This is a genomic window from Methylobacterium sp. E-025 (assembly GCF_022829705.1).
GTDB lineage: Bacteria > Pseudomonadota > Alphaproteobacteria > Rhizobiales > Beijerinckiaceae > Methylobacterium.
Genome location: NZ_JAKSYR010000048.1, coordinates 1 through 22913, shown reverse-complemented (window position 1 = coordinate 22913; position 22913 = coordinate 1). Strand labels below are relative to the sequence as shown.

20 protein-coding genes and 2 pseudogenes are annotated in these 22913 nt (G+C 69.3%); 15 read left to right on the top strand and 7 right to left on the bottom strand.

Annotated elements, in window-relative coordinates; genetic code table 11:
• Positions 1–17: 17 nt before the first annotated feature.
• The gene (locus tag MKK64_RS04220) at positions 18–599 is read left to right on the top strand and encodes a carboxymuconolactone decarboxylase family protein (RefSeq protein WP_243932346.1); all 582 of its coding nucleotides are present in this window, start codon (positions 18–20) and stop codon (positions 597–599) included.
• Between the two features lie 7 nt (positions 600–606).
• Here the strand turns inward: MKK64_RS04220 and pdxH are convergent, their stop codons facing one another.
• Complete coding sequence (gene pdxH / locus MKK64_RS04215) at positions 607–1185, bottom strand: pyridoxamine 5'-phosphate oxidase (protein WP_279593029.1); 579 nt, start codon at positions 1183–1185, stop codon at positions 607–609.
• Between the two features lie 203 nt (positions 1186–1388).
• On the opposite strand from pdxH, the gene MKK64_RS04210 reads away from it, so the two are divergent.
• The 3 genes from MKK64_RS04210 (at position 1389) to fabI (ending at position 3963) form a co-directional block, all read left to right on the top strand.
• A complete protein-coding gene (locus tag MKK64_RS04210) occupies positions 1389–1883 on the top strand; it encodes an RT0821/Lpp0805 family surface protein (RefSeq protein WP_243932345.1) in 495 nt (164 codons plus the stop codon).
• A gap of 171 nt (positions 1884–2054) precedes the next feature.
• The gene (locus tag MKK64_RS04205) at positions 2055–2957 is read left to right on the top strand and encodes a DnaJ C-terminal domain-containing protein (protein ID WP_243932344.1); all 903 of its coding nucleotides are present in this window, start codon (positions 2055–2057) and stop codon (positions 2955–2957) included.
• 139 nt (positions 2958–3096) lie between these two features.
• Positions 3097–3963 carry an enoyl-ACP reductase FabI gene (fabI, locus tag MKK64_RS04200; protein ID WP_243932343.1) on the top strand — a complete coding sequence of 289 codons (867 nt, stop codon included), beginning with the start codon at positions 3097–3099 and terminating at the stop codon, positions 3961–3963.
• Between the two features lie 27 nt (positions 3964–3990).
• On the opposite strand, the pseudogene MKK64_RS04195 reads toward fabI, so the two are convergent.
• Together MKK64_RS04195 and MKK64_RS04190 are read right to left on the bottom strand one after the other, a co-directional pair.
• Positions 3991–4356 (bottom strand): annotated as a pseudogene (locus MKK64_RS04195) (AAA family ATPase); the annotation flags it as partial.
• A gap of 6 nt (positions 4357–4362) precedes the next feature.
• Complete coding sequence (locus MKK64_RS04190; protein ID WP_243932341.1) at positions 4363–5361, bottom strand: polyphosphate kinase 2 family protein; 999 nt, start codon at positions 5359–5361, stop codon at positions 4363–4365.
• Between the two features lie 189 nt (positions 5362–5550).
• On the opposite strand from MKK64_RS04190, the gene MKK64_RS04185 reads away from it, so the two are divergent.
• Together MKK64_RS04185 and MKK64_RS04180 are read left to right on the top strand one after the other, a co-directional pair.
• Positions 5551–6147 carry a histidine phosphatase family protein gene (locus MKK64_RS04185; RefSeq protein WP_147842642.1) on the top strand — a complete coding sequence of 199 codons (597 nt, stop codon included), beginning with the start codon at positions 5551–5553 and terminating at the stop codon, positions 6145–6147.
• Positions 6148–6353: 206 nt separating this feature from the next.
• A complete protein-coding gene (locus tag MKK64_RS04180; RefSeq protein ID WP_409567864.1) occupies positions 6354–10442 on the top strand; it encodes a Pls/PosA family non-ribosomal peptide synthetase in 4089 nt (1362 codons plus the stop codon).
• An 85-nt stretch (positions 10443–10527) separates the two neighbouring features.
• Here MKK64_RS04180 and MKK64_RS04175 read toward each other — a convergent pair whose 3' ends face one another.
• A complete protein-coding gene (locus tag MKK64_RS04175) occupies positions 10528–11184 on the bottom strand; it encodes an alpha/beta hydrolase (protein ID WP_147726378.1) in 657 nt (218 codons plus the stop codon).
• A 294-nt stretch (positions 11185–11478) separates the two neighbouring features.
• Between MKK64_RS04175 and MKK64_RS04170 the strand changes: the two genes are divergently transcribed.
• The 8 genes from MKK64_RS04170 to sufA all read left to right on the top strand — a co-directional run bounded on the left by MKK64_RS04170 (position 11479) and on the right by sufA (position 19011).
• Entirely contained in the window at positions 11479–12648 is a 1170-nt protein-coding gene (locus tag MKK64_RS04170; protein ID WP_243932340.1) for a cysteine desulfurase family protein, read from the top strand.
• A 69-nt stretch (positions 12649–12717) separates the two neighbouring features.
• Positions 12718–14187 carry a Fe-S cluster assembly protein SufB gene (gene sufB / locus MKK64_RS04165; protein WP_147726380.1) on the top strand — a complete coding sequence of 490 codons (1470 nt, stop codon included), beginning with the start codon at positions 12718–12720 and terminating at the stop codon, positions 14185–14187.
• A 105-nt stretch (positions 14188–14292) separates the two neighbouring features.
• The gene (locus MKK64_RS04160) at positions 14293–14484 is read left to right on the top strand and encodes a hypothetical protein (protein WP_243932339.1); all 192 of its coding nucleotides are present in this window, start codon (positions 14293–14295) and stop codon (positions 14482–14484) included.
• A 50-nt stretch (positions 14485–14534) separates the two neighbouring features.
• Positions 14535–15287, top strand: a complete 753-nt coding sequence (gene sufC, locus MKK64_RS04155) for a Fe-S cluster assembly ATPase SufC (protein ID WP_147726382.1) — start codon at positions 14535–14537, stop codon at positions 15285–15287.
• Between the two features lie 4 nt (positions 15288–15291).
• The gene (locus tag MKK64_RS04150; RefSeq protein ID WP_243932338.1) at positions 15292–16614 is read left to right on the top strand and encodes a SufB/SufD family protein; all 1323 of its coding nucleotides are present in this window, start codon (positions 15292–15294) and stop codon (positions 16612–16614) included.
• Positions 16615–16840: 226 nt separating this feature from the next.
• On the top strand, positions 16841–18085 hold the full coding sequence (locus MKK64_RS04145; protein ID WP_147842645.1) for a cysteine desulfurase: 1245 nt from the start codon (positions 16841–16843) through the stop codon (positions 18083–18085).
• A 52-nt stretch (positions 18086–18137) separates the two neighbouring features.
• A complete protein-coding gene (locus tag MKK64_RS04140; protein WP_147726384.1) occupies positions 18138–18521 on the top strand; it encodes an SUF system Fe-S cluster assembly protein in 384 nt (127 codons plus the stop codon).
• A 112-nt stretch (positions 18522–18633) separates the two neighbouring features.
• Complete coding sequence (sufA, locus tag MKK64_RS04135; RefSeq protein WP_147726385.1) at positions 18634–19011, top strand: Fe-S cluster assembly scaffold SufA; 378 nt, start codon at positions 18634–18636, stop codon at positions 19009–19011.
• A gap of 8 nt (positions 19012–19019) precedes the next feature.
• Here sufA and MKK64_RS04130 read toward each other — a convergent pair whose 3' ends face one another.
• The 3 genes from MKK64_RS04130 to MKK64_RS04120 all read right to left on the bottom strand — a co-directional run bounded on the left by MKK64_RS04130 (position 19020) and on the right by MKK64_RS04120 (position 22244).
• Positions 19020–20081, bottom strand: coding sequence for a GGDEF domain-containing protein (locus tag MKK64_RS04130; protein WP_147726386.1), 1062 nt, complete (start codon positions 20079–20081; stop codon positions 19020–19022).
• A gap of 111 nt (positions 20082–20192) precedes the next feature.
• Positions 20193–21773, bottom strand: coding sequence for a DEAD/DEAH box helicase (locus MKK64_RS04125; RefSeq protein ID WP_147859702.1), 1581 nt, complete (start codon positions 21771–21773; stop codon positions 20193–20195).
• A 204-nt stretch (positions 21774–21977) separates the two neighbouring features.
• Positions 21978–22244, bottom strand: a complete 267-nt coding sequence (locus MKK64_RS04120; RefSeq protein WP_147729495.1) for a hypothetical protein — start codon at positions 22242–22244, stop codon at positions 21978–21980.
• Between the two features lie 399 nt (positions 22245–22643).
• On the opposite strand from MKK64_RS04120, the pseudogene MKK64_RS04115 reads away from it, so the two are divergent.
• Positions 22644–22913 (top strand): annotated as a pseudogene (locus tag MKK64_RS04115) (porin family protein); the annotation flags it as partial.

Sequence of the window (22913 nt, the reverse complement as noted above, 5' to 3'; positions counted from 1 at the left end):
CACCGGATCGCCCCCTCATGCCGACCACGGCCCGCCCCACCGACCGCATGCCCGCCATTCCCGCGGATCGGCTCACCCCGGCGCAGCTCGCGGCGTCGGACGCGTTCTTCGCAGCGCGCAAGACGCCGGTCTTCGGCCCGTTCGTGCCGCTGCTGCGCAGCCCCGACCTGATGCTGCGCGCGAGCGACATGGGCCTATACCTGCGCTACGACAGCGTTCTGCCGCTCAGGATCAGCGAGTTCGCCATCCTGATCGTCGCCCGCGAGTGGAGCCAGCAGATCGAGTGGCAGATCCACCATCCGATCGCGCTGAAGGCCGGCGTCGACGCGGACGTGGCGCAGGCGATCGCGGAGGGCCGGCGACCGGAGGGCATGTCGGCCGAGGAAGCCGCGGTCTACGCGTTCTCGACCGAGCTCCAGCGCAACAAGGCGGTGAGCGACCCGACCTACGCGGCCCTCGTCGCGCTCTACGGCGAGCAGGGCGCGATCGATCTCACCGGGATCAACGGCTATTACGCCCTGCTCGCGATGACGATGAACGTCGCCCGCACCGCCCTGCCGGAAGGCGTCGCGCCGCCGCTGCCGCCCCTGATCCCGTAGCGGCTCCTCAGGGATAGAGGCGCGACCGGTCCCAGCCCTCGCCGTTGCGGGTGAACCGGACGCGGTCGTGCAGGCGGTAGTCGCCGTTGCGCCAGAACTCCATCGCCACCGGGGCGATCCGGAACCCGGTCCAGTTCTCCGGCCGCGGAACCGGCCCGTCCTCGTAGCGGGCCGACAGCTCCGCCACCTCCGCCATCAGCGCGTCGCGGCCCGCGAGCGGGCGCGACTGGCGGCTGGCGATGGCGCCGAGCCGGCTGTCGCGGTGGCGGCTGGCGAAGTAGGCGTCCGCCTCCTCGGGCGTCACTCGCGACACCGGACCGCGGACGCGGATCTGCCGGCGCAGGCTCTTCCAGTGCAGCACGAAGGCGGCCTGCGGGTTGGCGGCGAGCTCCTCGCCCTTGGCCGATTCGACGTTGGTGTAGAAGACGAAGCCGCGCTCGTCGAAGCCCTTCAGCAGCACCATCCGCACGTCCGGCAGGCCGTCCGCGCCTGTGGTGGCCAGCGCGATCGCGTTGGCGTCCTCGGGCTCGGATTCCGTCGCCTCTTCCATCCAGGCGGCGAACAGGCCGAACGGATCGTCGCTCAGGGTGAAGTCGGCGGCATCCGGGACCGCATCGCGCCCGCCCGACTCATCGATCTTTAACGCGTCCACGACTTAATCCTCCGTTGTGAGATCCGGGTCGGGGGGCACCGACGTTGGAGCACACTTACGCGCCATCTCGTCTTGGGTTCAGGGTCTCGGGTTCAGGTGTAATGCGTCGTCGCGACAAGAAGGAAGGGGCTGCGGCGATGCCGCGGGGGGAAGCGCGGGCGGGTCGGCTCGCGCCGGTGGCACTGGCCGCGGGTCTCGCGTCGATGCTCTGCGGCTGCAGCCAGCCACTCCTGATCTTCCGAGCGGATGCCAATCCCGAGGCCAGGGCGGAGACCGTCGCCGACGAGCCGATCGTCACCGGCAGCATCAGCCGGCGCCCGACGAGCTTCGGCTCGGACCTGGGCGAAGAGGATTGGCGCCGCGCCTACGCCGCACTCTCGGTCGCCCTCGACCCGCAGGGCAATGGCAAGCCGGTGAAGTGGGACAACCCCGAGACCAGCCTGCGCGGCACGATCAACCCGACCGGCCTGCCCTACGTCGCCCACGACCTGATCTGCCGCGATTTCCTCGCCAGCGTGATCGCCCCCGGGAACAACCGCTTCGTGCGCGGCACCGGTTGCAAGCCGTCCGGCGGCGAGTGGGAACTCAAGCGCATCCGCACCGGCAAGGCCGGATCGGGCAAGACGAGCTGAGCGCGAACGATGCGAGGCGGCTCGGCCGCGTGACGCGTTCGGGTTGACGCCGGCCGCGCTTGCGCCGAGTCTCGTCGCCCCTACGTTGCGCGAGAGCAACAGGCCGCCCACATGCGGCCTGGATGGCCGCTGCTCCACAGCCGGCGCGAAACCACGAAGTTCAAGAGACCGATGCGCAATCCCTACGAGGTGCTGGGCGTCCCCAAGGGCGCCGGCGAGGCCGAGATCAAGAAGGCCTACCGCAAGCTCGCCAAGACCTACCATCCGGACACCAACAAGGACGCGAAGGCGAAGGATCGCTTCGCCGAGGCGAACGCCGCCTACGAGATCCTCGGCGAGCCGGAGAAGCGCCGCCAGTTCGACCGCGGCGAGATCGACGCCGACGGCAAGCCGCGCGCGACCGGGTTCGAGGGCTTCGGCGGCGGCCGCGCCGGCGGGTTCGACTTCAACAACGCGGCCCGCGGCCGCGGCGGCCCGGCGGGGGGCGTCGGGGAGGACATCTTCTCCCATCTGTTCGGCGAGGCGTTCCGCGCCGGCGGCGCCGGGCCGGGCCAGCGCCCGCCCGCCCGCGGCGAGGACGTGGCGGCCGAGCTCGGCGTCACCCTCGAGCAGATCGGCAGCGAGGAGAAGCTGCGGGTCGGCCTGCCGGGCGGCCGCGAGTTCGACGTGATGATCCCGAAGGGCGTCGTGGACGGGCAGACGATCCGCCTGCGCGGCCTCGGCTCGCCCGGCGGCCCGCGCTCCGAGCCGGGCGATGCGCTGCTGACGATCCGGGTGCTGCCGCATGCCCGCTTCACCGTCGAGGGCGCGGACCTGCGCGCCACCGTCGACCTGCCGCTCGAGGATGCGGTGCTCGGCGGCGCGATCCGCGTGCCGACCCTGACCGGCGCGGTCGAGATGAAGATGCCGCCGATGACCTCGTCCGGCCGCACCTTCCGCCTCCGCGGCAAGGGCCTGCCGAAGAAGGACGGCACCCGCGGCGACCTGCTCGCCGTCACCGCGATCCAGCTGCCCGCGGACGACGCGGCCCTGACCGAGTTCGTGAGGAGCCGGCGCACCGCGCGGGCCGAGTAGCCGGCGGCGTATCGCGCCGATCCGGCGGACTTCCGTCCCCGACGCGCCTCCGCTAAGGATGCCTCCGGCGCGAGACCGCCGCCCCGTCAAGCGGGGCGGCCGGGAGTCCCGGGTGCCGAAGCGAATTTTCGGGTGTGGCATGGCGGCTTTCGACGCAACGGACGAGCAGGGCGCGGGCAGGAACGCCGCGCCGGGCAGCAACCTGCTCGCGGGCAAGCGCGGCCTCGTGCTCGGCGTCGCCAACAACCGCTCGATCGCCTGGGGCATCGCCAAGAGCGCGCATGCCCACGGTGCCAAGCTGGCCTTCACCTACCAGGGCGACGCCCTGAAGAAGCGCGTCGAGCCCCTGGCGCGCGAGCTCGACGCCCACGTCGTCGGCCATTGCGACGTCACCGACCCGGCCTCGATCGACGCGGTGTTCGCGGCGACCGCCGAGATCTTCCCCGAGGGCATCGATTTCGTCGTCCACTGCATCGCCTTCTCGGACAAGGACGAGCTGACCGGGCGCTACGTCGAGACGACCGAGGCGAACTTCACCAAGTCGCTCATGATCTCGTGCTACTCGTTCACGGCCGTCGCGCAGCGCGCCGAGAAGATCATGCCGAACGGCGGCTCGCTCCTGACGCTGACCTATTACGGCGCCGAGAAGTGGATGCCGCACTACAACGTCATGGGCGTCGCCAAGGCCGCGCTCGAAGCCTCGGTGCGCTACCTCGCCGCCGATCTCGGCCCCTCGAACATCCGCGTCAACGCGATCTCGGCCGGCCCGATCAAGACGCTCGCCGCCTCCGGCATCGGCGACTTCCGCTACATTCTGAAGTGGAACGAGTACAACGCCCCCCTGCGGCGCACGGTGACGATCGGCGAGGTCGGCGAGACCGCCGCCTACCTGATCTCCGACATGTCCCGCGGCATGACCGGCGAGATCCTGCACGTCGACGCCGGCTACCACGTGGTCGGCATGAAGAACCCCGAGGCGCCGGACCTGAGCCTCGACAAGGATTGAGGGCGGGCGCGCCGGCGAAGGCCGGCGTCAATCACCGTCCTCGAAATTCCCCGACAGCTTCAGTCCCGCGATCCAGGTCGCGCCCTGGCGCTTGATCACGCGGTGGGGCTTCGCGCCCCGCTCGTCGAGGATTGCGTCGGCCAGCCGTTCGGAATGGGTCACGAGCCAGACCTGCGTGCGTTCGGCCGCCTTGACGATCATGCGAGCGAGGGGAGCCAGCAGGTCAGGGTGCAGGCTCGCCTCGGGCTCGATCAGGGCGACGAAAGGCGGAAGCCGGTAGGCGAGCAGGGCTCCCGCGAGGGCGAGGAACCGGAGCGTCCCATCGGAGAGCTCGGAGGCTTCGAAGATCCGCTTCGGATAATCGGGAAACACCATCCCGAACCGTGCCTCGCGGCGCCGTCAGTCCGGCACGACCAGATCCGTGATGCCCGCCACTGCTTCCGGAAACTGCGGGTCCATCGCGTCCAGCGTGTCGGCGATGGTGCGGGCGATGACGAGGTTGCGGAACCACTTCCGGTTGGCCGGCACCACGTGCCAGGGCGCATGCGGCGTCGAGCATCGGGTCAGCGCGTCCGAGAACGCCGCCTGATAGGCATCCCAGGACTTGCGCTCGACCAGGTCGGCCGGATCGAACTTCCAGTGCTTGTCCGGGTTCGCGATCCGCGCTTCAAGGCGCTGCTTCTGCTCGTCCTTCGAGATGTGCAGGAAGAATTTCAGGATGTGCGTCCCCGATTCGGTGAGCAGGCGCTCGAAGTCGTTGATCAAGCCGTAGCGCGCCTGCCAGACCGGCTCCGGCACCAGGCCCTTCACGCGCACCACCAGCACATCCTCGTAGTGGCTGCGGTTGAACACACCGATCATCCCGCGCCCGGGCGTGCGCTGGTGGTATCGCCACAGGAAGTCGTGCTCGCGCTCCTCGGTCGACGGCACCTTGAACGAGGCGACCGTGCAGCCTTGCGGGTTCACGCCTTCCAGGACCGCGCGGATCGTGCCGTCCTTTCCGCCGGTGTCGATCGCCTGGAACACCACGAGCAGGCTGCGCTGCCGCTCGGCGTAGAGCTTTTCCTGAAGCGCCTGGATCCGCGTGCGCTCGGTGGCGAGCGCCGCCTTCGCCCAGTCCTTGTCGAAGCCGCCGTCGGCGTTGGCGTCGACCTTCGCGAGATTGAACCGGCTGCCCGGCACGACGGTGACGATGCCGTCGGCCGCCGCGACGGTGGCGGGCGCGTGCGCATCGATCAGCGCGGGCGCGATGCCTGCGATCTCGGCCGTCGCGGCCGCCCAGAGAGAAGAGGAAGGCGCCTTGCGCCGGGCATCCTCGGCGGAACGGTCCGGCGACTTTGTCACACCGGCTGTCCCCGCCTTCTGGCGCCGATCCGTCTTGCGGTGCTTCTTGCTCATGGACAGACCTTCTACCGACCGATCGCGTCCCGGCCTAGATCGGGCACCCGCCTTGCATCCGAGGGCGACCCGAGCCCTTCAGACCGCCATGCCCGATGGACGCCACGCTCATGAACCCGCCCGCGCAGCCGCCGCGAGACCTTCGCTCAGGACGCGACCGGTGAGAACGCCGACCGGAACCGCCGGAGCGTGAGGCCCATCCCGACGATCTACTTCATCCGGCACGGGCAGACCGACTGGAACGCCGAGGGGCGCTTGCAGGGGCAGCGCGACATCGGCCTCAACGCCGTCGGGCAGGGGCAGGCGGCGGACGCCGCGGACCGGCTCGCGGCGCTCGCGGGCGACCGGCTCGCCGAGGCCGACTTCATCGCGAGCCCCCTGAGCCGCACGCGGCGCACCATGGAGATCCTGCGCGACCGCCTCGGCCTCGCGCCGACCGAGTACCGCAGCGATCCCCGGCTGATGGAGATCCATTTCGGGGCGTGGGAAGGGCAGACCTGGGCCGAGATCCGCCGTCGCGATCCCGGCGGCGCCGGCGCCCGCGACCGCGACCGCTGGGGCTATCGCCCCTCGGGCAGCGGCGCCGAGAGCTACGCGATGCTGACCGAGCGCGTCGCGCCGGTCTTTTCCGACCTGGCGCCGGCCACCGTCGTGGTCGCCCATGGCGGCGTCGCCCGCGCGATGCTGGTGGCGCTCGGCCACCTCGACATCAAGGCCGCCCCGCGGATCGCCGTCCGCCAGGGCTCGGTGCTCGTCGTGGACGCGGCCGGATGGCGCTGGGCCTGAGGTTTGTCGCCGACCGTTCAAGACCCGTTCAAAGGTCCGGTATACAGCGAGGTCTCGGGGCCGGTTCGCACGGCCTCGACCCGATCGGCGGACTGCCTCGATAACGGCACGATCCCGCGTCAGGAACGCGCTCCGATCGCCGGCCGGGTGCGCATGCGAGACAGACGGGAACCCAGCTCCGCCCGGAGCTGGCAGCGGAGCATGCGATGAGTAGCCTCGGCGAGATGATCCGGCCCGAAGCGGACCGGCACCCCGCGGCGACCCCGTCCGACCGGGCCGTGCTGCGCGGCCCGGTGCGTCCCGACCTGATCCGCGACGAGGTTCTTGGCGAGATCTTCGCCGAGACCGCGCGGGCACGGCCGGACCATCCGGCGCTGATCGACGGCGCCGCCAAGGACGCGTCAGGCCGGAACCCGCATCTCACCTATGCCGAGGTCTTCGCCCGCGCCGGACGGATCGCGGCGGGTCTCGCACATCGCGGGATCGGGCCGGGCGACGTGGTCGGCCTGTGGATGGCGCGCGGGCCGGACCTGCTCACCGCCCAGATCGGGATCACGCTGTCCGGCGCCGCCTGGCTGCCGTTCGACGCCGAGGCGCCGGCCGACCGGGTCGCGGTCTGCCTCGGCGACGCCGCCGCGAAGGCCCTGCTGGTCTCCGAGGCGCTGGCCCCGGGCGCGCCCGACGTCGCGCCGGCCCTGACGCTCGATGCGCTGCTCGCCGGCACGCCCGCGGACGCGGCGACGCCGGACCTTCGCGCCGGCGGCCTGACGCCGCAGCATCCCGCCTACCTGATCTACACCTCCGGCTCGACCGGCGTGCCGAAGGGCATCGTCATCAGCCACGCCAACATCTGCCACTTCCTGCGCTCCGGCAACGCGCTCTACGGGATGGCGCCGGATGACGTGGTCTTCCAGGGCGCTTCGGTCGCCTTCGACCTCTCGATGGAGGAGATCTGGGTCCCGTACCTCGTCGGCGCGACGCTGTTCGTCGCGAGCCCGGCGATGATGGGCGACGTCGAGTCGCTGCCCCGGATCATCGCCGAGGCCGGGGTCACGGTGATCGACACCGTGCCGACGCTGCTGGCGATGATCACCGCAGACCTGCCGAGCGTGCGGCTGATCCTGCTCGGCGGCGAGGCGCTTCCCGAGCCGCTGGTCGCACGCTGGGCGACGCCTTCGCGAAAGCTGTTCAACACCTACGGGCCGACCGAGGCCACGGTGGTCGCGACCGCCGCCGAGATGCGGCCGGGCGTGCCGGTGACCATCGGCGGCCCAATCGCGAACTACTCGGTCTACGTCGCCGGCGAGGACCTGCGCCTGCTCGGGCGCGGCGAGCCGGGCGAGCTGCTGATCGGCGGCCCCGGCGTCGCGAAGGGCTACCTGCAGCGGCCGGAGCTGACCGCGGACAAGTTCATCGCCAACCCCTACGCCTCGGACGGCGCCGACCCGCTGCTCTACCGCTCGGGCGACGCGGTCTCGCTCGACGCCGGCGGCAACATCCTGTTCCACGGCCGCATCGACGATCAGGTCAAGATCCGCGGCTTCCGCGTCGAACTCGGCGAGATCGAGTCGCGGATCCAGGCCCAGCCCGGGATCGCCCAGGCCGCGGTGGTGCTGCGCAACGACGACGGCGTCGACCGGCTGGTCGCGTTCATCGTGCCGGACCGCGGCCACGACCTCGACCGCGCGGCTTTGCGCCGGACGCTGGCCGAGCAGATGCCGCCCTACATGGTGCCCGGCCATTTCGAGGCGGCCGAGGTTCTGCCGCGCCTCACCTCCGGCAAGGTCGACCGCAAGGCGCTTCGCGTCGCGACGCTCACCATCGTCGATGCCGACGGCGAGCAGGAGCCCCCGGAGAACCAGACCGAGGCGGCGCTGCTGGCCGCCGCCAAGCAGGTCTTCGGCAACCAGCCGATCGCGCTCGAGGGCGACTTCTTCTCCGACCTCGGCGGCCATTCGCTGCTCGCCGCCCGCTTCGTCGGAGCCGTGCGCGAGGCCCCGGCGCTCGCCGGCATCACGTTGCAGGACGTCTACCGCGAGCGCACCCTGCGCCGGATCTCGGACGCGCTGATCGCCCGCACCGGCGGCGCCGGCATCGAGACCGCGATCCGCGACCTCGCCTTCGTGCCGCCGCCGCTCCGGCGCCGCGCGCTGTGCGGGCTCGCCCAGGCGGTGGCCCTGCCGTTCGTGATCGCGCTCGCGACCGCGCAATGGCTCGGCATCTTCGTCACCTACCTGCTGCTCACCGGCGGCGGCCTCGGCTTCTTCGGCGAGCTCGGCGTGCTGCTCCTCGTCTACGTGGCGATCAACGCGGTGACGGCGACCATCGCGGTCGCGGCCAAGTGGCTCGTCCTCGGCCGCACGAAGCCCGGCCGCTACCCGCTCTGGGGCGCGTATTATTTCCGGTGGTGGCTGGCGCAGCGCCTGGCGCCGCTGGTCCACGTCAAGTGGCTGCAGGGCTCACCCGCGATCGCCGTCTACCTCCGCCTGATGGGCGCGAAGGTCGGCCGCGACACCCTGATCTCCGACATCGAGATCGGTGCCCCGGACCTGCTCTCGATCGGCGACGGCGCGTCGCTCGGCGGCCGCCTCGTCGTCGCCAACGCCGAGATCGTTGGCAACGAGCTGGTGATCGGACGGGTCGAGATCGGCCGGGACGTGGCGGTCGGCACCTCCTGCGTCCTCAGCCACGACACGGTGATCGCCGACAACGCCGAGATCGCCGACCTCACCACCGTTCCGGCCGGCACGCGCATCGGCGCCGCAGAGCGCTGGGACGGCTCGCCCGGACGAAAGGTCGGGATGGCCGACGTCGCGGAGCTTCCGGAGCAGGCCCCGGCCTCGGCCCGGCGCCAGGCCGGCTTCGGGGCGATCTACCTCCTGCTGCTCGGCGCGATCCCCGCCGTCGGCCTGCTGCCGATCTTCCCGGCGTTCTTCATCTTCGACCAGATCTCGGACTCGCTCTCCGACATCACCGACATCGACTACCACTGGTACCTGCCGCTGCTGACATGGCCCACCGCCATGCTGATGACCGCCGGCACGGTGCTGCTCATCGCCGGCATCCGCTGGCTGGTGCTGCCGCGGCGGCGCTCGGGCACCTACTCGATCTGGTCCGGCTTCTACCTGCGCAAGTGGTCGGTGGCGCTCGCCGCCGAGGTGACGCTGGAGACGCTCTCCTCGCTGTTCGCCACCGTCTACATGCGGGCGTGGTACCGCCTGATGGGCGCCCGGATGGGGGAGGGCGCCGAGATCTCGACCAACCTCGGCAGCCGCCACGACCTCGCCGAGGTCGGCAGCCGCAACTTCATCGCCGACGAGGTGGTCTACGGCGAGGAGGAGATCCGCCGCGGCTGGATGCACCTCCAGCCGGCCCGCACGGGCGCGCGGGTGTTCGTCGGCAACGACGCAGTGGTGCCGCCGGGCGCCGACATCCCCGACGATGTGCTGATCGGCATCAAGTCGAAGCCGCCGGCCAACGAGGAGATGGCGCCGGGCGACACCTGGTTCGGCTCGCCGCCGATCAAGCTGCCGTCGCGCCAGCGCGTCGACGTCGGAACGCTGGCCCAGACCTACGAGCCGGGCACGCTGGTCAAGCTCCGCCGCGGCGTGTTCGAGGCGTTCGCGACCTCGTTCTCGCCGATGCTGTACATCACCCTCGCGATCACCGCGATCGACTGGTACTTCTACCCGGCGATCCTCGAGCGCGACTGGAGCGGGCTCGCCGTCAGCTTCGTCACGGTCAGCGTCGCGATCGCGCTGATCCAGTCCGCCGCCGTCATCGGCATGAAGTGGGCGCTGATGGGCGTCTATCAGCCCGGCATGCGGCCGATGTGGTCGTGGTGGGCGATGCGCACCGAGGCCATCGCGGTCGCCTATTGGGGCCTGGCCGGCAAGGTGTTGCTTGAGCACCTCCAGGGCACGCCGTTCCTGCCCTGGGCGCTGCGGCTATTCGGGGTGAAGGTCGGCGAGGGCGTGTGCATGCTCACCACCGACATCACCGAGTTCGACTGCGTGACGATCGGCGACTTCGCCACCATCAACCGCACCGCCGCCCTGCAGACCCACCTCTACGAGGACCGGATCATGAAGGTCGGCCGCGTCGTGATCGGCCGCGGCGTTTCGGTCGGCGCATTCTCGACGGTGCTCTACGACACCAAGGTCGGCGACTACGCGCGGCTTCGGCCCCTCACCATCGTGATGAAGGGCGAATCGATCCCGGCGCATTCGGAATGGGAAGGCGCACCGGCCGTGCCGGTGGTGCTGACCGCACCGGCCGATCGCGCGGTGGCGTGATCCGGTCGCGGGCGCGAGGCGGGAAAAAGGGCAGGCCGCCCGTTCGGCGCCTGCCCGCTGCGAGGCCCGCTCGAACGAAGTGGCCTCAGGCCACCTCGTCCTTCTTGCCGAGGCGCTTGTCGAGGTAGGTGTCGACCGTCTGGGTCAGCTCGTCGACGCGCCCGTCGAAGAAGTGGTTGGCGCCCTCGACCATCTGGTGCTCGATGATGACGCCCTTCTGGGTCTTCACCTTCTCGATCACCGGCATGACCTCGCGGGCCGGGGCCACACGATCCTCGGAGCCGTGCACGAACAGGCCGGAGGAGGGGCAGGGCGCAAGGAAGGTGAAATCGTAGCGGTTGGCCATCGCGGCGATCGAGATGAAGCCCTCGATCTCGGGGCGGCGCATCAGCAGCTGCATCCCGATCCACGAGCCGAACGAGACGCCGGCGATCCAGCAAGACTTGGCCTCGGGGTTGACCGACTGCACCCAGTCGAGCGCGGCGGCGGCGTCCGACAGCTCGCCCGAGCCGTGGTCGAAGGCGCCCTGGCTACGGCCGACGCCGCGGAAGTTGAAGCGCAGGGCCGCGAAGCCGCGATTGGCGAACGTGTAGAAGAGGTTGTACACGATCTGATTGTTCATCGTGCCGCCGAACTGGGGGTGCGGATGCAGCACGATCGCGATCGGCGCGCCCCGCTTCTTGGGGGCCTGATAGCGACCCTCCAGTCGGCCGGCGGGACCGGTGAAGATGACCTCGGGCATAGTGTCCTCGACTCCTGTGGCCATGCCGGGCGAGTCCGCCTGCCCGGATGGCCGTGTACGCCTCGACCTGCGCGGTCGCGCGACCGCCTTGACTCGCCCCGCGCCCGACGTAAAAGCGCTCTTAGAATAATTCTAGGCGATTAGAACTGTTCTAAACAGCGCGGCAGCGGGGTCTTCCCCGACCAGCCTGGAAACGCCGTTCGGCGGTTCGAAACCGTGTCGACGGCGCGGCTTAGCACGCCGACCCGGTGCCAAAGCAAGGAAATGTCGCATCTTTCGCCAGTCGGAGAACGGATGACAGCGGACCGCGCCTATCTCGACCACAACGCCACCTCTCCGGTCCGTCCGGCGGTGTCGCAGGCGGTCGTGCGGGCGCTGGCGCTGCCCGGCAACCCGTCCTCCGTCCATGCCGAGGGGCGTGCGGCGCGGGCGATGCTCGAGGATGCCCGCGACAAGCTCGCCCGCCTCGTCGGTGCCGCTGCGTCTCAAGTCACCTTCACCAGTGGCGGCACCGAGGCGGCCAACGCCGTCCTGTCCGGCGCGCTCCGCCGCCGGGGGAGCTCCGCACCGACGCGGCTTCTGATCGGCGCGACCGAGCACCCCTGCGTCACGGCCGGCCACCGCTTCCCGGCCGACGCCGTCGAGGTGCTTCCGGTCCTGACTTCCGGCGTGCTCGACCTCGATGCGCTGGCGGCGCGGCTCGACGCCCTTCGCGACCTGGACGTGCTCGTTTCGGTGCACACGGCCAACAACGAGACCGGCGTGGTGCAGCCGATCGCCGCCGTCGTGGCCCTGGCGAGGCGGCACGGCCGCACCCTCGTGCACAGCGACGCGGTGCAGGCGGTCGGCAAGATCCCGGTCGATTTCGCTGCGCTCGGGCTCGATGCGCTGACCCTGTCCGGGCACAAGTTCTCGGCGCCGAAGGGCGTCGGCGCGCTGGTGCTGCGGGACGACGCGCAGCTCGACGCGGCCTTCGTCCGCGGCGGCGGCCAGGAGGCGCGGCTGCGCTGCGGCACCGAGAACCTTCCCGGGCTCGTCGGGATGGGCGAGGCGGCGGAGATCGCCCGCCTCGCGCTGGATACGGAATCCCGGCGCGTCGCGCAGCTGCGCGACGCGCTGGAGGAGGCGGCGCTGGCCCGCGCGCCGGACGGGGTGGTGTTCGGCCGTGACGCCGAGCGGTTGCCGAACACCCTGTGCTTCGCGGTGCCGGGGCTCGATGCGCCGACCGCCATGATCGCCTTCGATCTCGCCGGCGTGGCGGTGTCGTCGGGATCGGCCTGCGCGTCGGGCAAGGTGGCGCGGTCGCCGGTCCTGGCCGCGATGGGCGTGAGCCCTGCGTTGGCCGCGGGGGCGCTACGCGTCAGCCTCGGCTGGAATACGGGGGAGGGCGACACTGCGCGCTTCCTCGGTGCCTTCGAACGGGTCGTCGAGACCCTATATAGACGGCGAGGGCTTGCGGCCTGAGCGCCGCGCCGACGCCATCTCACATGGAAGCCTCCGGTCCTTGAAACCGGCGATGCTTAGGAGACGCTGATGCCTGCCGTGCAGGAAACCATCGATCGGGTCCGCTCGATCGACCTCGACCAGTACAAGTACGGCTTCGAGACCACCATCGAGATGGAGAAGTCCGAGAAGGGCATCTCCGAGGATGTGGTGCGCTTCATCTCGGCCAAGAAGGACGAGCCGGAGTGGATGCTCGCTTGGCGGCTCGACGCCTACAAGCGCTGGCAGACCATGCAGGAGCCGGACTGGGCCCGCGTCGCCTACGACAAGGTCGACTACAACAACATCTACTACTACGCCGCGCCGAAGCGTCCGGCGGCGATGTCGCTCGACGAGATCGACCCCGAGATCCTGAAGACCTACGAGAAGCTCGGCATCCCGCTCCGCGAGGTCGAGGTGCTGGAGGGCATCGCCCCCGAGCGCCGGGTCGCCGTGGACGCCGTGTTCGACTCCGTCTCGGTCGCGACGACGTTCAAGGCCGAGCTGTCGAAGGCCGGCGTGATCTTCATGCCAATCTCGGAGGCGATCCGCGAGTACCCGGACCTCGTCAGGAAGTACCTCGGCTCGGTCGTGCCGGTGACCGACAACTTCTTCGCGACGCTGAACTCGGCCGTCTTCTCGGACGGCTCGTTCGTCTACATCCCGCCGGGCGTGCGCTGCCCGATGGAGCTGTCGACCTACTTCCGCATCAACGAGCGCGACACCGGCCAGTTCGAGCGCACGCTGATCATCGCCGACAAGGGCTCCTACGTCTCGTATCTCGAGGGCTGCACCGCCCCGAAGCGCGACGACAACCAGCTGCACGCCGCGGTGGTCGAGCTCGTCGCCCTGGAGGACGCCGAGATCAAGTACTCGACCGTCCAGAACTGGTACCCGGGCGACAACGAAGGCAAGGGCGGCATCTACAATTTCGTGACCAAGCGCGGCGATTGCCGCGGCGACAACTCGAAGATCTCGTGGACGCAGGTCGAGACCGGCTCGGCGATCACCTGGAAGTACCCGTCCTGCATCCTGCGCGGCGACAATTCCCGCGGCGAGTTCTACTCGATCGCGGTGTCAAACGGCATGCAGCAGGTCGATTCCGGCACCAAGATGATCCACCTCGGCAAGAACACCACCAGCCGGATCATCTCGAAGGGCATCTCGGCGGGCCGCTCGCAGAACACCTATCGCGGCCTCGTCTCGGCGCACAAGAAGGCCTCGAACGCGCGCAACTTCACCAATTGCGACAGCCTGCTGATCGGCGACCAGTGCGGGGCGCACACCGTGCCCTACATCGAGTCGAAGAACGCGTCCGCGGTGTTCGAGCACGAGGCCACCACCTCGAAAATCTCCGAGGACCAGAAGTTCTACTGCCTGCAGCGCGGCCTTTCCGAGGAGGAAGCGACCGCGCTCATCGTCAACGGCTTCGTCCGCGACGTGCTGCAGCAGTTGCCGATGGAGTTCGCGGTCGAGGCTCAGAAGCTGATCTCGATCAGCTTGGAAGGCTCGGTGGGGTAGGCAACACGCCATGGCCTTCGCGTTCGACACCCTGAAGTTCACCCACTTGAACAGGTGGGTGTCGGACGCGAGCAGACCGTCGCGCGCGCTGAACCGGCACGCGACATGATCATCGCCGATTCCGCGACCAAGGCGGATTTGGCGGATATGGAGAAGACGCTGAGGTTGGACCTCAAGGCGTTGAAGGCGGGGATCGACGGTTCGCTGCGCGAACTCGAACTCCGAATGAACGTGAAGCTCGGGGCGATCATCGCGGCCGCTGTCGCCGTGATCGCAGCGCTTCAAAAATTTCTCTGACGGGACCGCAGGGCGATACCGTCGCACACCATCTTCGGGACTACGCGAACATGCTCGAAATCAAGAACCTCGTCGTGCAGATCGAGGACAACCGCATCCTCAACGGCCTGAACCTCACCGTGAACGACGGCGAGGTCGCCGCGATCATGGGTCCGAACGGCTCCGGCAAGTCGACGCTCTCCTACGTCATCGCCGGCAAGGAGGACTACGAGGTCCTCGACGGCGAGATCCTGCTCGACGGCCAGAACGTGCTGGAGATGGGCGCGGACGAGCGCGCCGCGGCCGGCGTGTTCCTCGCCTTCCAGTATCCGCTGGAGATCCCGGGCGTCGGCACGATGACCTTCCTCAAGGCCTGCCTCAACGCCCAGCGCCGCGCCCGCGGCGAGGCCGAGATCGCGACCCCGGACTTCATCCGCCAGGTCAACGCGGCGGCCGAGAAGCTCGAGATCAACAAGGACATGCTCCGCCGCGCCCTCAACGTCGGGTTCTCCGGCGGCGAGAAGAAGCGCATGGAGATCCTGCAGATGGCGCTGCTGCAGCCGAAGTTCTGCGTGCTCGACGAGACGGATTCCGGCCTCGACATCGACGCGTTGCGCATCGTCTCCGAGGGCGTCAACGCCCTGCGCGCGCAGGGCCGCTCGTTCCTGGTCATCACCCACTACCAGCGCCTGCTCGACTACATCGTGCCCGACACCGTGCACGTCATGTCGAAGGGCCTGATCGTGAAGACCGGCGGCAAGGAGCTCGCCAAGGAACTCGAGGCCTCCGGCTACGCCGAGTACCGCACCAACGAGGCTGCGTAAGCCCATGGCCGACATCGCCAATCTCCGCACCAGCGCCGAGACCGGTCTCTCGACCCTGTTTGAGACCGCCCGCAAGGGTTTCGGCAGCGAAACCGCGATCTCCCGCGAGGAGGCGTTCCGCTTCTTCGAGGCCGCCGGCCTGCCGAGCCGCCGCGTCGAGGCGTTCAAGTACACCGACCTGCGTGCCGCGATGCAGGAAGCCGCGCCGCCGGCCGAGACGCCGGCGCTCGACCTCGCCACGTCCGCCGTCGCCGCCGCGACCGCGTTCTCGGCGGTCGAGGCGGTGCGCCTGACCTTCGTCAACGGGCACCTGATCCGCGAGCTGTCCGATCTCGATCGCGTGCCCGCCGGCGTCTCGGTATCGCCGCTGAACGAGGCCCTGAGCCGGGGCGATGCGCGCCTGAAGAACCTTGCGCCGGTGGCGCAGGCCCGCGAGAACCCGATCTATCAGCTGAACACCGCCTTCCTTGCCGACGGCGCGCTGATCTCGGTGGAGGCTGGCGCCAAGGTCGAGACCCCGCTGCACCTGCGCTTCGTCGGCGCCGGGGCGGAGGGCTTCTCCACCGCGACGCGCGTTCTGGTCGAGGTCGCCGACGGCGCCGAGTTCACCTTGCTCGAGACGCACGAGGGCCCGAACGGGCTGACCTACCAGCCGAACGACGCCCTCGACGTCCATGTCGGCAAGCATGCCGCCTTCCGGCACGCGCGGATCAACCGCGAGGGCGACAAGGCGATCGCGCTCTCGACCATCAGCGTGCGGCTCGACGACGAGTCGAGGCTGGAGACGGTGAACCTCGTCACCGGCGCCGTGCTGTCGCGCCACCAGATCTACATGCACGTGGCCGGCGAGAACGTGAACGCGGTCGTCAACGGCGCGGCGATGCTCGGCGACGGGCAGCTCGCCGACTCGACGCTGCTGGCCGACCATGCTGCGGTCGGCGGCGTCGGCCGCGAGATGTTCAAGACGGTGATCGACGGCGACGCCACCGGCGTGTTCCAGGGCAAGATCATCGTCCGCCAGGTCGCGCAGAAGACCGACGGCAAGATGAAGTCCGATTGCCTGCTCCTCTCCGACGAGGGGCAGATGATGAACAAGCCGGAGCTCGAGATCTTCGCCGACGACGTCGCCTGCGGCCACGGAGCCACCTGCGGCGCCCCGGACCAAGACCTGCTGTTCTACCTCATGGCGCGCGGCCTGCCGAAGCCGATCGCCGAGAGCCTGCTGGTGCAGGCCTTCGTCGGCGAAGCGGTGGAGTCGGTCACGCACGAGGGCGCCCGCGCGGCGCTCATCGGCGAGATCGAGGCTTGGCTGGCCTCGCGGGGGTGATCGGCCCCGGTCGCGTGCATCCTGGAAAATGGGTGATGTGACCGCGATCCCTCCCAGAACTTCATCCTGAGGCGCCCACGTCGGTGGGCCTCGAAGGAGGAGACGAGGGATCGCACTATCTCTGGAGACCTCCATCGAGGCCTCCGCTTCGCTTCGGCACCTCTGGACGAGGCTGCAGGTTGGAGGGGCGATGCTTGCGAAAGACCGCCGGTTCGAGGCCGACACCATGAACGCTCCTCTCCGCCAGCCTACCTACGACGTCGAGGCGATCCGGGCGCAATTTCCGATCCTGTCGGAAAAAGTCTACGGCAAGCCGCTGGTCTACCTCGACAACGCCGCCTCGTCGCAGAAGCCGCGCGCGGTGATCGACGCGATGGTCGCGTGCATGGAGACCGGCTACGCCAACGTCCATCGCGGCCTGCACTTCATGGCCAACGCCGCGACCGAGGGGTTCGAGGGTGCCCGCGAGACCACGCGGCAGTTCCTGAATGCCGCGTCGACCGACGAGATCATCTTCACCCGCAACGCCACCGAGGCCTACAACCTCGTGGCCGCGTCGATGGGCTGGGCCGGGATGATCGGGGAGGGGGACGAGATCATCCTCTCGATCATGGAGCACCATTCCAACATCGTGCCCTGGCACTTCCTGCGCGAACGCCGCGGGGCCGTCATCAAGTGGGCGCCGGTCGACGACGAGGGCAACTTCCTCGTCGAGGACTACGAGAAGCTGTTCACGCCGCGCACCAAGATGGTCGCGATCACGCAGATGTCGAACGTGCTGGGTACGGTCACGCCGGCGGCCGAGATCGTCCGCATCGCCCACGCCCACGGCGTGCCGGTGCTGCTCGACGGCGCGCAGAGCGCGGTGCATCAGCCGGTCGACGTGCGGGCGCTCGATTGCGACTTCTTCGTCTTCACCGGTCACAAGGTCTACGGACCGACCGGGATCGGCGTGCTTTACGGCAAGAAGGAATGGCTGGAGCGCCTGCCGCCCTACCAGGGCGGCGGTGAGATGATCCGCACGGTCAGCCAGGAGGCGATCACCTACAACGATCCGCCGCATCGGTTCGAGGCGGGCACGCCGGCGATCGTCGAGGCCGTCGGCCTCGGCGCGGCGCTGGAGTTCATGATGTCGGTCGGGCGCGACAAGATCGCGGCGCACGAGGCCGCGCTCACCGCCTATGCCCAGGAACGGCTCGGCGCGATGAATGCGATCCGGCAGATCGGAACCGCGAAGGGCAAGGGCGGCGTCATCGCCTTCGAGATGAAGGGCGCCCATGCCCACGACATCGCGACGGTGATCGACCGTTCGGGCGTCGCGGTCCGGGCCGGCACGCATTGCGCGATGCCGCTGCTCACCCGCTTCGGCGTCACCTCGACCTGCCGCGCCTCGTTCGGGATGTACAACACCCAGGCCGAGATCGACGTGCTGGCCGAGGCGCTCGCCCGCGCCGAGATGATGTTCGCCTGAGCGTTTGGACTGGGTCGCCGCCCCGCCGCGGCGGCCCGATGAGGAGATGGACATGAGCAGCGACGCGACGATCACCGGAGGCGCCAACACGCCGAAGGTCGCCGGAGCCGAGGGCGTGCCGCCCGCCGAGCTCGACCGGCTGACCGACGACATCGTGGCCGCGCTGAAGTCGGTCTACGATCCCGAGATCCCAGCCGACATCTACGAGCTCGGCCTGATCTACAAGGTCGACATCGACGACGACCGCAAGGTCGCGATCGACATGACGCTGACGGCTCCGGGCTGCCCGGTCGCCGGCGAGATGCCGGGCTGGGTCGAGGATGCGGTCGCCAAGGTCCCGGGCGTCCAATCCTGCGCGGTGACGATGGTGTTCGATCCGCCGTGGGATCAGAGCCGCATGTCCGACGAGGCCCGCGTCGCCCTCGACATGTGGTGAGCGTCGAGCGTCACCGAGCGGTATGGACCGTGCTCCGCGCGATCCTTATCTTAAGACCGTACGCGCACCCTCAACCGCCCGGGCCTTGAACCCGGCTGCCGGAGAGACACCGATGTCCACGAGTTTCAAGGTCATGTCGCTGACGGATGCGGCAGCCGACCGCATCAAGGCGATCATCGCCGACGCCGACCGGCCGATCGCGGGCCTGCGGGTCGGCGTGAAGAACGGCGGCTGCGCCGGGATGTCCTACACGATGGAATATGCCGAGGATCGCAAGCCCGGCGAGGACATGGTCGAGGATCGCGGCGTGAAGGTCTTTGTCGATCCGAAGGCGCTGCTGTTCCTGCTCGGCACGCAGATGGACTTCCAGTCCAGCAAGCTCGCCTCGCAGTTCGTCTTCAACAACCCGAACCAGACCTCGGCCTGCGGCTGCGGCGAGTCCGTCGCGATCACGCCGGTCGGCCCGGAGCGGCTGCTCGCCTCGGCCTGAACCCGCGATCAGGCGACCGCGGCGACGAGGTCCGCCGTGGTCGCATCGTCGAGCGTGCGGTTGCGGCCGGCGCGCTTGGCGGCGAACATGCACAGGTCCGCACGCTCCAGCAACGAGACCGGCGTGTCGCCGCGGCGGTAGCACGCCACGCCGAGCGAGATCGTGACCTTCCCGAGCGATTCCCCGGTCGAGCGCTTGATCAGCTCCCGGCCCATCACGCTGGTTCGGACTTTCTCCGCGATGGCGTAGGCCGTTTCCCGGTTCGTGCCGGGCAGCAGGATGCCGAACTCCTCGCCGCCGAAACGGGCGAGCATCGCGCCCTTCTCGACGCTTTCTCGCATGACGACGGCGACCAGGCGCAGCACCTGATCGCCGGTGAGATGGCCGTAGAGGTCGTTGAAGCGCTTGAAGAAATCGATGTCGAGCACGACGAGGCTCGAGGACGTGCCGAGCGAGGCGCGATCGAGCGCCTTGTGCAGCATCTCCTCGAAATGCTTGCGGTTCGCCAGCCCGGTCAGGGGATCCGTCAGGCTCTCGATCCGCGTCGCCTCGAGCTTCTCGCGCAGGGATTCGACCTCGGTGCGGCTTTCCCGCATCCGCGCCTCGAGGGTCCGGTTGTTCGAGGCGACTTCCCGCGTCGTCGCGACCAGGGTGGCCACGATCTCGCGCAGGCGCGCCCGGTTCAGCGTCGAGACCGAGAGGTCGTGGCTCAGAGCGCGCAACGATTCGCCGTACTGCGCGGCCGAGCCGAGCGAGAGGTCGAGCATCTCCATGACGCCTTCGATCTCGGTCAGCATCGTCGCGCCGGTCTCTCCGGCGGCCGTGACGTAGCGCGAGCCGCCGAGATAGCTGTCGTAGAGATCGTCGACGTCCGAGGCGGACAATCCCGCGTTCGTCGCGGTGAGACGCTTGATCGCGTCGTTCATCAGCGGCTGATCGCCGGAGACGTAGGTGTACCAGACGGCGTAGGCCCGCGGTGTCGCCGAGGGCCCGTAATCGCGCATCAGCTCCTGGGCGCGGCGCGCCAGGGCGAAGCTGCGATCGCGGTCGGCATAAAGCCCTTCGCTCATCCGATCCCCATCGTCCATCGCCGCCCCGTCGCGTCGGCGTTCGGGTCGGACGCCGCAAGCTACCTTAAGGAGCGTGGACGGAGGGTTAAGGCCGAGGTCGCGATCTGCGGCTCAATCCTGCTTCTTGATCACCGCCGGCCGCAGCATGAAGGCCGGAACGTGCTCGCCGAGACCGACGGGCGTATCGCCGTCCTCGTCGCGGCGGCGCCCATAGCCGCGCTCGTCGCGCGACCGCTCCTGCGGCGGGCGAGCAGCGGGGGCGGGAGTTCGCTCGGGACGCGGCCGCGCCTCGGCTGCCGGACGGCGCGGTGCCTCCCGCCTCGCCTCGTCCGGTCGCCGCTGAGGCTCGCGCCGAGGCGAGGTCTCCGCAACCGAGTCGGACTCTAGGTTGGCGGAAGGCTCCGTCTTGACGGAATCCCTCCGTCCACGCGACGACCGCGCCTCCCGCGGCGCCTCGGCCTCGGCGGGGACCTTTCGGCCGCGTCGCGCGGAATCGCCGGCGCGTCCGCGATGGCGGGTGCGCGTCTCGCCCTCGTCGGTGCCTTCCTGGCTCGGCGCGGCGGTGTCGAGGTCCCCGTCCATCCACGGGATCGGCTGCCCGATCAGCGACTCGATCGCCTGAAGCGAGCGGTCGTCGCTGCGGCTGACCAGGGTGAAGGCCGCCCCCGAGCGGCCGGCGCGGCCGGTGCGGCCGATGCGGTGGACGTAATCCTCGGGATGGTTCGGAACGTCGAAGTTGAAGACGTGGCTCACCGCGGGGATGTCGAGGCCGCGCGCCGCGACGTCGCTCGCGACCAGCAAGGCCGTCTCGCCGCCGCGGAAGGCATCGAGGGCGGTGGTGCGCGAGCGCTGGTCCATGTCGCCATGAAGCGCGGCGGCATCGAAGCCGTGGCTCACCAGCGACTTCTGCAGCAGCGCGACGTCGCGCTTGCGGTTGCAGAAGATGATGCCGTTCTTCAGGTCGGCCTCGCCGCGGATCAGCTTGCGCAGGCGCTCGCGCTTGGCGCTGCCGTCCGACGAGGTCGCGACCAGACGCTGCACGATGGTCGAGGCCGTGGAGGCGGCGCGCGCCACCTCGATCCGCTCGGGATTGTGCAGGAAGATGTCGGCGAGCCGCTCGATCTCCGGCGGCATGGTCGCGGAGAAAAACAGCGTCTGGCGGGTGAACGGCACCATCTTCACGATGCGCTCGATGTCGGGGATGAACCCCATGTCGAGCATGCGGTCGGCCTCGTCGATGACCAGGAGTTCGACGCCGCTGAGCAGCAGCTTGCCGCGCTCGAAATGGTCGAGCAGGCGCCCCGGCGTCGCGATCAGCACGTCGGTGCCGCGGGTCAGCTTGGCGTCCTGGTCGGCGAAGGAGACGCCGCCGATGATCAGCGCGACGTTGAGCTTGTGGTTGGTGCCATAGCGATCGAAATTCTCGACCACCTGCGCCGCCAGCTCGCGGGTCGGCTCGAGGATCAGCGTCCGCGGCATCCGCGCCCGCGCCCGCCCGTTCTCGAGCATCGTCAGCATCGGCAGGGTGAACGCGGCCGTCTTGCCGGTGCCGGTCTGCGCGATGCCGAGGACGTCGCGCCGGGCGAGCACGTGCGGGATCGCCTGGCTCTGGATCGGCGTCGGTTCCGTATAGCCGGCGGCGGTGACGGCCTGGAGGACCTTGTCGCTCAATCCGAGATCGGCAAATGACATAATCTTTTGAGAACCGTTGCGCGCGGGGTCGGGCAGGGCCGGCGCGGAGGACATCGTCGCGGCGACGGCAGCGACGGCCGGTCGGGTCGACGGCCCGCCGCGCCTGCGAGTGCGCGGGACACTTAGGCCCTTGCAACCACTTGTCAATCTGATGCACCCGGACGAGCCGGGGTTTCCCCCTCCGAAAGCCGCGAAGACTGCCCCTTATGGGCGGAGGCCACGCATGCCCGAGGGGAGGTTGCAGGGATCGAGCCTCACGGCGCGAACGCCCTGCGCGATCGAGCCGGTCGTCTCCGGATCGGCGATCGTCCCCCTCGACGTCGCCTGGGCCATACGGGTCGGCTCGGCGTTCCGATCGGCCCGCGCAAAGTGATGGGCTGCCGCGAGGGCGACGATCGCGGCGACGCCGGTGGTCTGGATCGTCCAGCGCAGGATGCCGTGCGACTTCGCCGACCCGATGTCTTCGCTCATCGCGCACCTTTCCGCCGAATTCCGGCCCCTCGCGGAGATCGACGGTGAAGGCTCATGGTTAATCTTCGCCTTACGGCCGCAACGGCTTCCGAGGGAGGAAATAAAATGCCACCGCCCGAGCAGGGTCATGACATATGATAAGCACGGCTCCGGTCTTCGGTAAATCGATCGTGAATCTCGGACAACAGAACGAGGCGTGGGGCGAACCCTGATCTTTCCTGCCGGACCATGTGCGCCAAGACACACCTGCGAACGACATTGCGTAAGCCGGGCGTAACCTTCATCTTTCGTTGACCGCTTCCGGGTCATCTGAGCGAGCTTGTTGCAGGAAAGCGACAGACCGAGCGGGCAACCCGGCTTAGAACAAACTCGGCTTTGCCAACCAGGACCTGGAAAAAAATGAAGAGCCTTCTCCTCGCCACCACCGTTCTCGCCGGCCTCACCGCCGTCGCGTCCGCCGCCGACCTTCCGCGTCGCGCTCCGCCGCCGGTGTTCACCCCGGTTCCGGTGTTCACCTGGACGGGCGCCTACTTCGGTATCAACGCCGGCTACGGCTTCGATGCCAGCGATCGCCGCGGCGCCACCGTCGTCGGCGTCTCGCCCGGCAACGCGATCTTCGCCGGCCCGGCCGGCGGCAACACCGGCGGCGTGCTTGCCTTCGGCGGCAGC

What these genes read in the sequence shown, in the direction of transcription:
- MKK64_RS04220 (WP_243932346.1), top strand. Translation starts at nt 18, where the DNA reads ATGCCGACCACGGCCCGCCCCACCGACCGCATGCCCGCCATTCCCGCG.
- MKK64_RS04210 (WP_243932345.1), top strand. Translation starts at nt 1,389, where the DNA reads ATGCCGCGGGGGGAAGCGCGGGCGGGTCGGCTCGCGCCGGTGGCACTG.
- MKK64_RS04205 (WP_243932344.1), top strand. Translation starts at nt 2,055, where the DNA reads ATGCGCAATCCCTACGAGGTGCTGGGCGTCCCCAAGGGCGCCGGCGAG.
- fabI (WP_243932343.1), top strand. Translation starts at nt 3,097, where the DNA reads ATGGCGGCTTTCGACGCAACGGACGAGCAGGGCGCGGGCAGGAACGCC.
- MKK64_RS04190 (WP_243932341.1), bottom strand. Translation starts at nt 5,361, where the DNA reads ATGAGCAAGAAGCACCGCAAGACGGATCGGCGCCAGAAGGCGGGGACA.
- MKK64_RS04180 (WP_409567864.1), top strand. Translation starts at nt 6,354, where the DNA reads ATGAGTAGCCTCGGCGAGATGATCCGGCCCGAAGCGGACCGGCACCCC.
- MKK64_RS04175 (WP_147726378.1), bottom strand. Translation starts at nt 11,184, where the DNA reads ATGCCCGAGGTCATCTTCACCGGTCCCGCCGGCCGACTGGAGGGTCGC.
- MKK64_RS04170 (WP_243932340.1), top strand. Translation starts at nt 11,479, where the DNA reads ATGACAGCGGACCGCGCCTATCTCGACCACAACGCCACCTCTCCGGTC.
- sufB (WP_147726380.1), top strand. Translation starts at nt 12,718, where the DNA reads ATGCCTGCCGTGCAGGAAACCATCGATCGGGTCCGCTCGATCGACCTC.
- MKK64_RS04160 (WP_243932339.1), top strand. Translation starts at nt 14,293, where the DNA reads ATGATCATCGCCGATTCCGCGACCAAGGCGGATTTGGCGGATATGGAG.
- sufC (WP_147726382.1), top strand. Translation starts at nt 14,535, where the DNA reads ATGCTCGAAATCAAGAACCTCGTCGTGCAGATCGAGGACAACCGCATC.
- MKK64_RS04150 (WP_243932338.1), top strand. Translation starts at nt 15,292, where the DNA reads ATGGCCGACATCGCCAATCTCCGCACCAGCGCCGAGACCGGTCTCTCG.
- MKK64_RS04145 (WP_147842645.1), top strand. Translation starts at nt 16,841, where the DNA reads ATGAACGCTCCTCTCCGCCAGCCTACCTACGACGTCGAGGCGATCCGG.
- MKK64_RS04140 (WP_147726384.1), top strand. Translation starts at nt 18,138, where the DNA reads ATGAGCAGCGACGCGACGATCACCGGAGGCGCCAACACGCCGAAGGTC.
- sufA (WP_147726385.1), top strand. Translation starts at nt 18,634, where the DNA reads ATGTCCACGAGTTTCAAGGTCATGTCGCTGACGGATGCGGCAGCCGAC.
- MKK64_RS04130 (WP_147726386.1), bottom strand. Translation starts at nt 20,081, where the DNA reads ATGAGCGAAGGGCTTTATGCCGACCGCGATCGCAGCTTCGCCCTGGCG.
- MKK64_RS04125 (WP_147859702.1), bottom strand. Translation starts at nt 21,773, where the DNA reads ATGTCATTTGCCGATCTCGGATTGAGCGACAAGGTCCTCCAGGCCGTC.
- MKK64_RS04120 (WP_147729495.1), bottom strand. Translation starts at nt 22,244, where the DNA reads ATGAGCGAAGACATCGGGTCGGCGAAGTCGCACGGCATCCTGCGCTGG.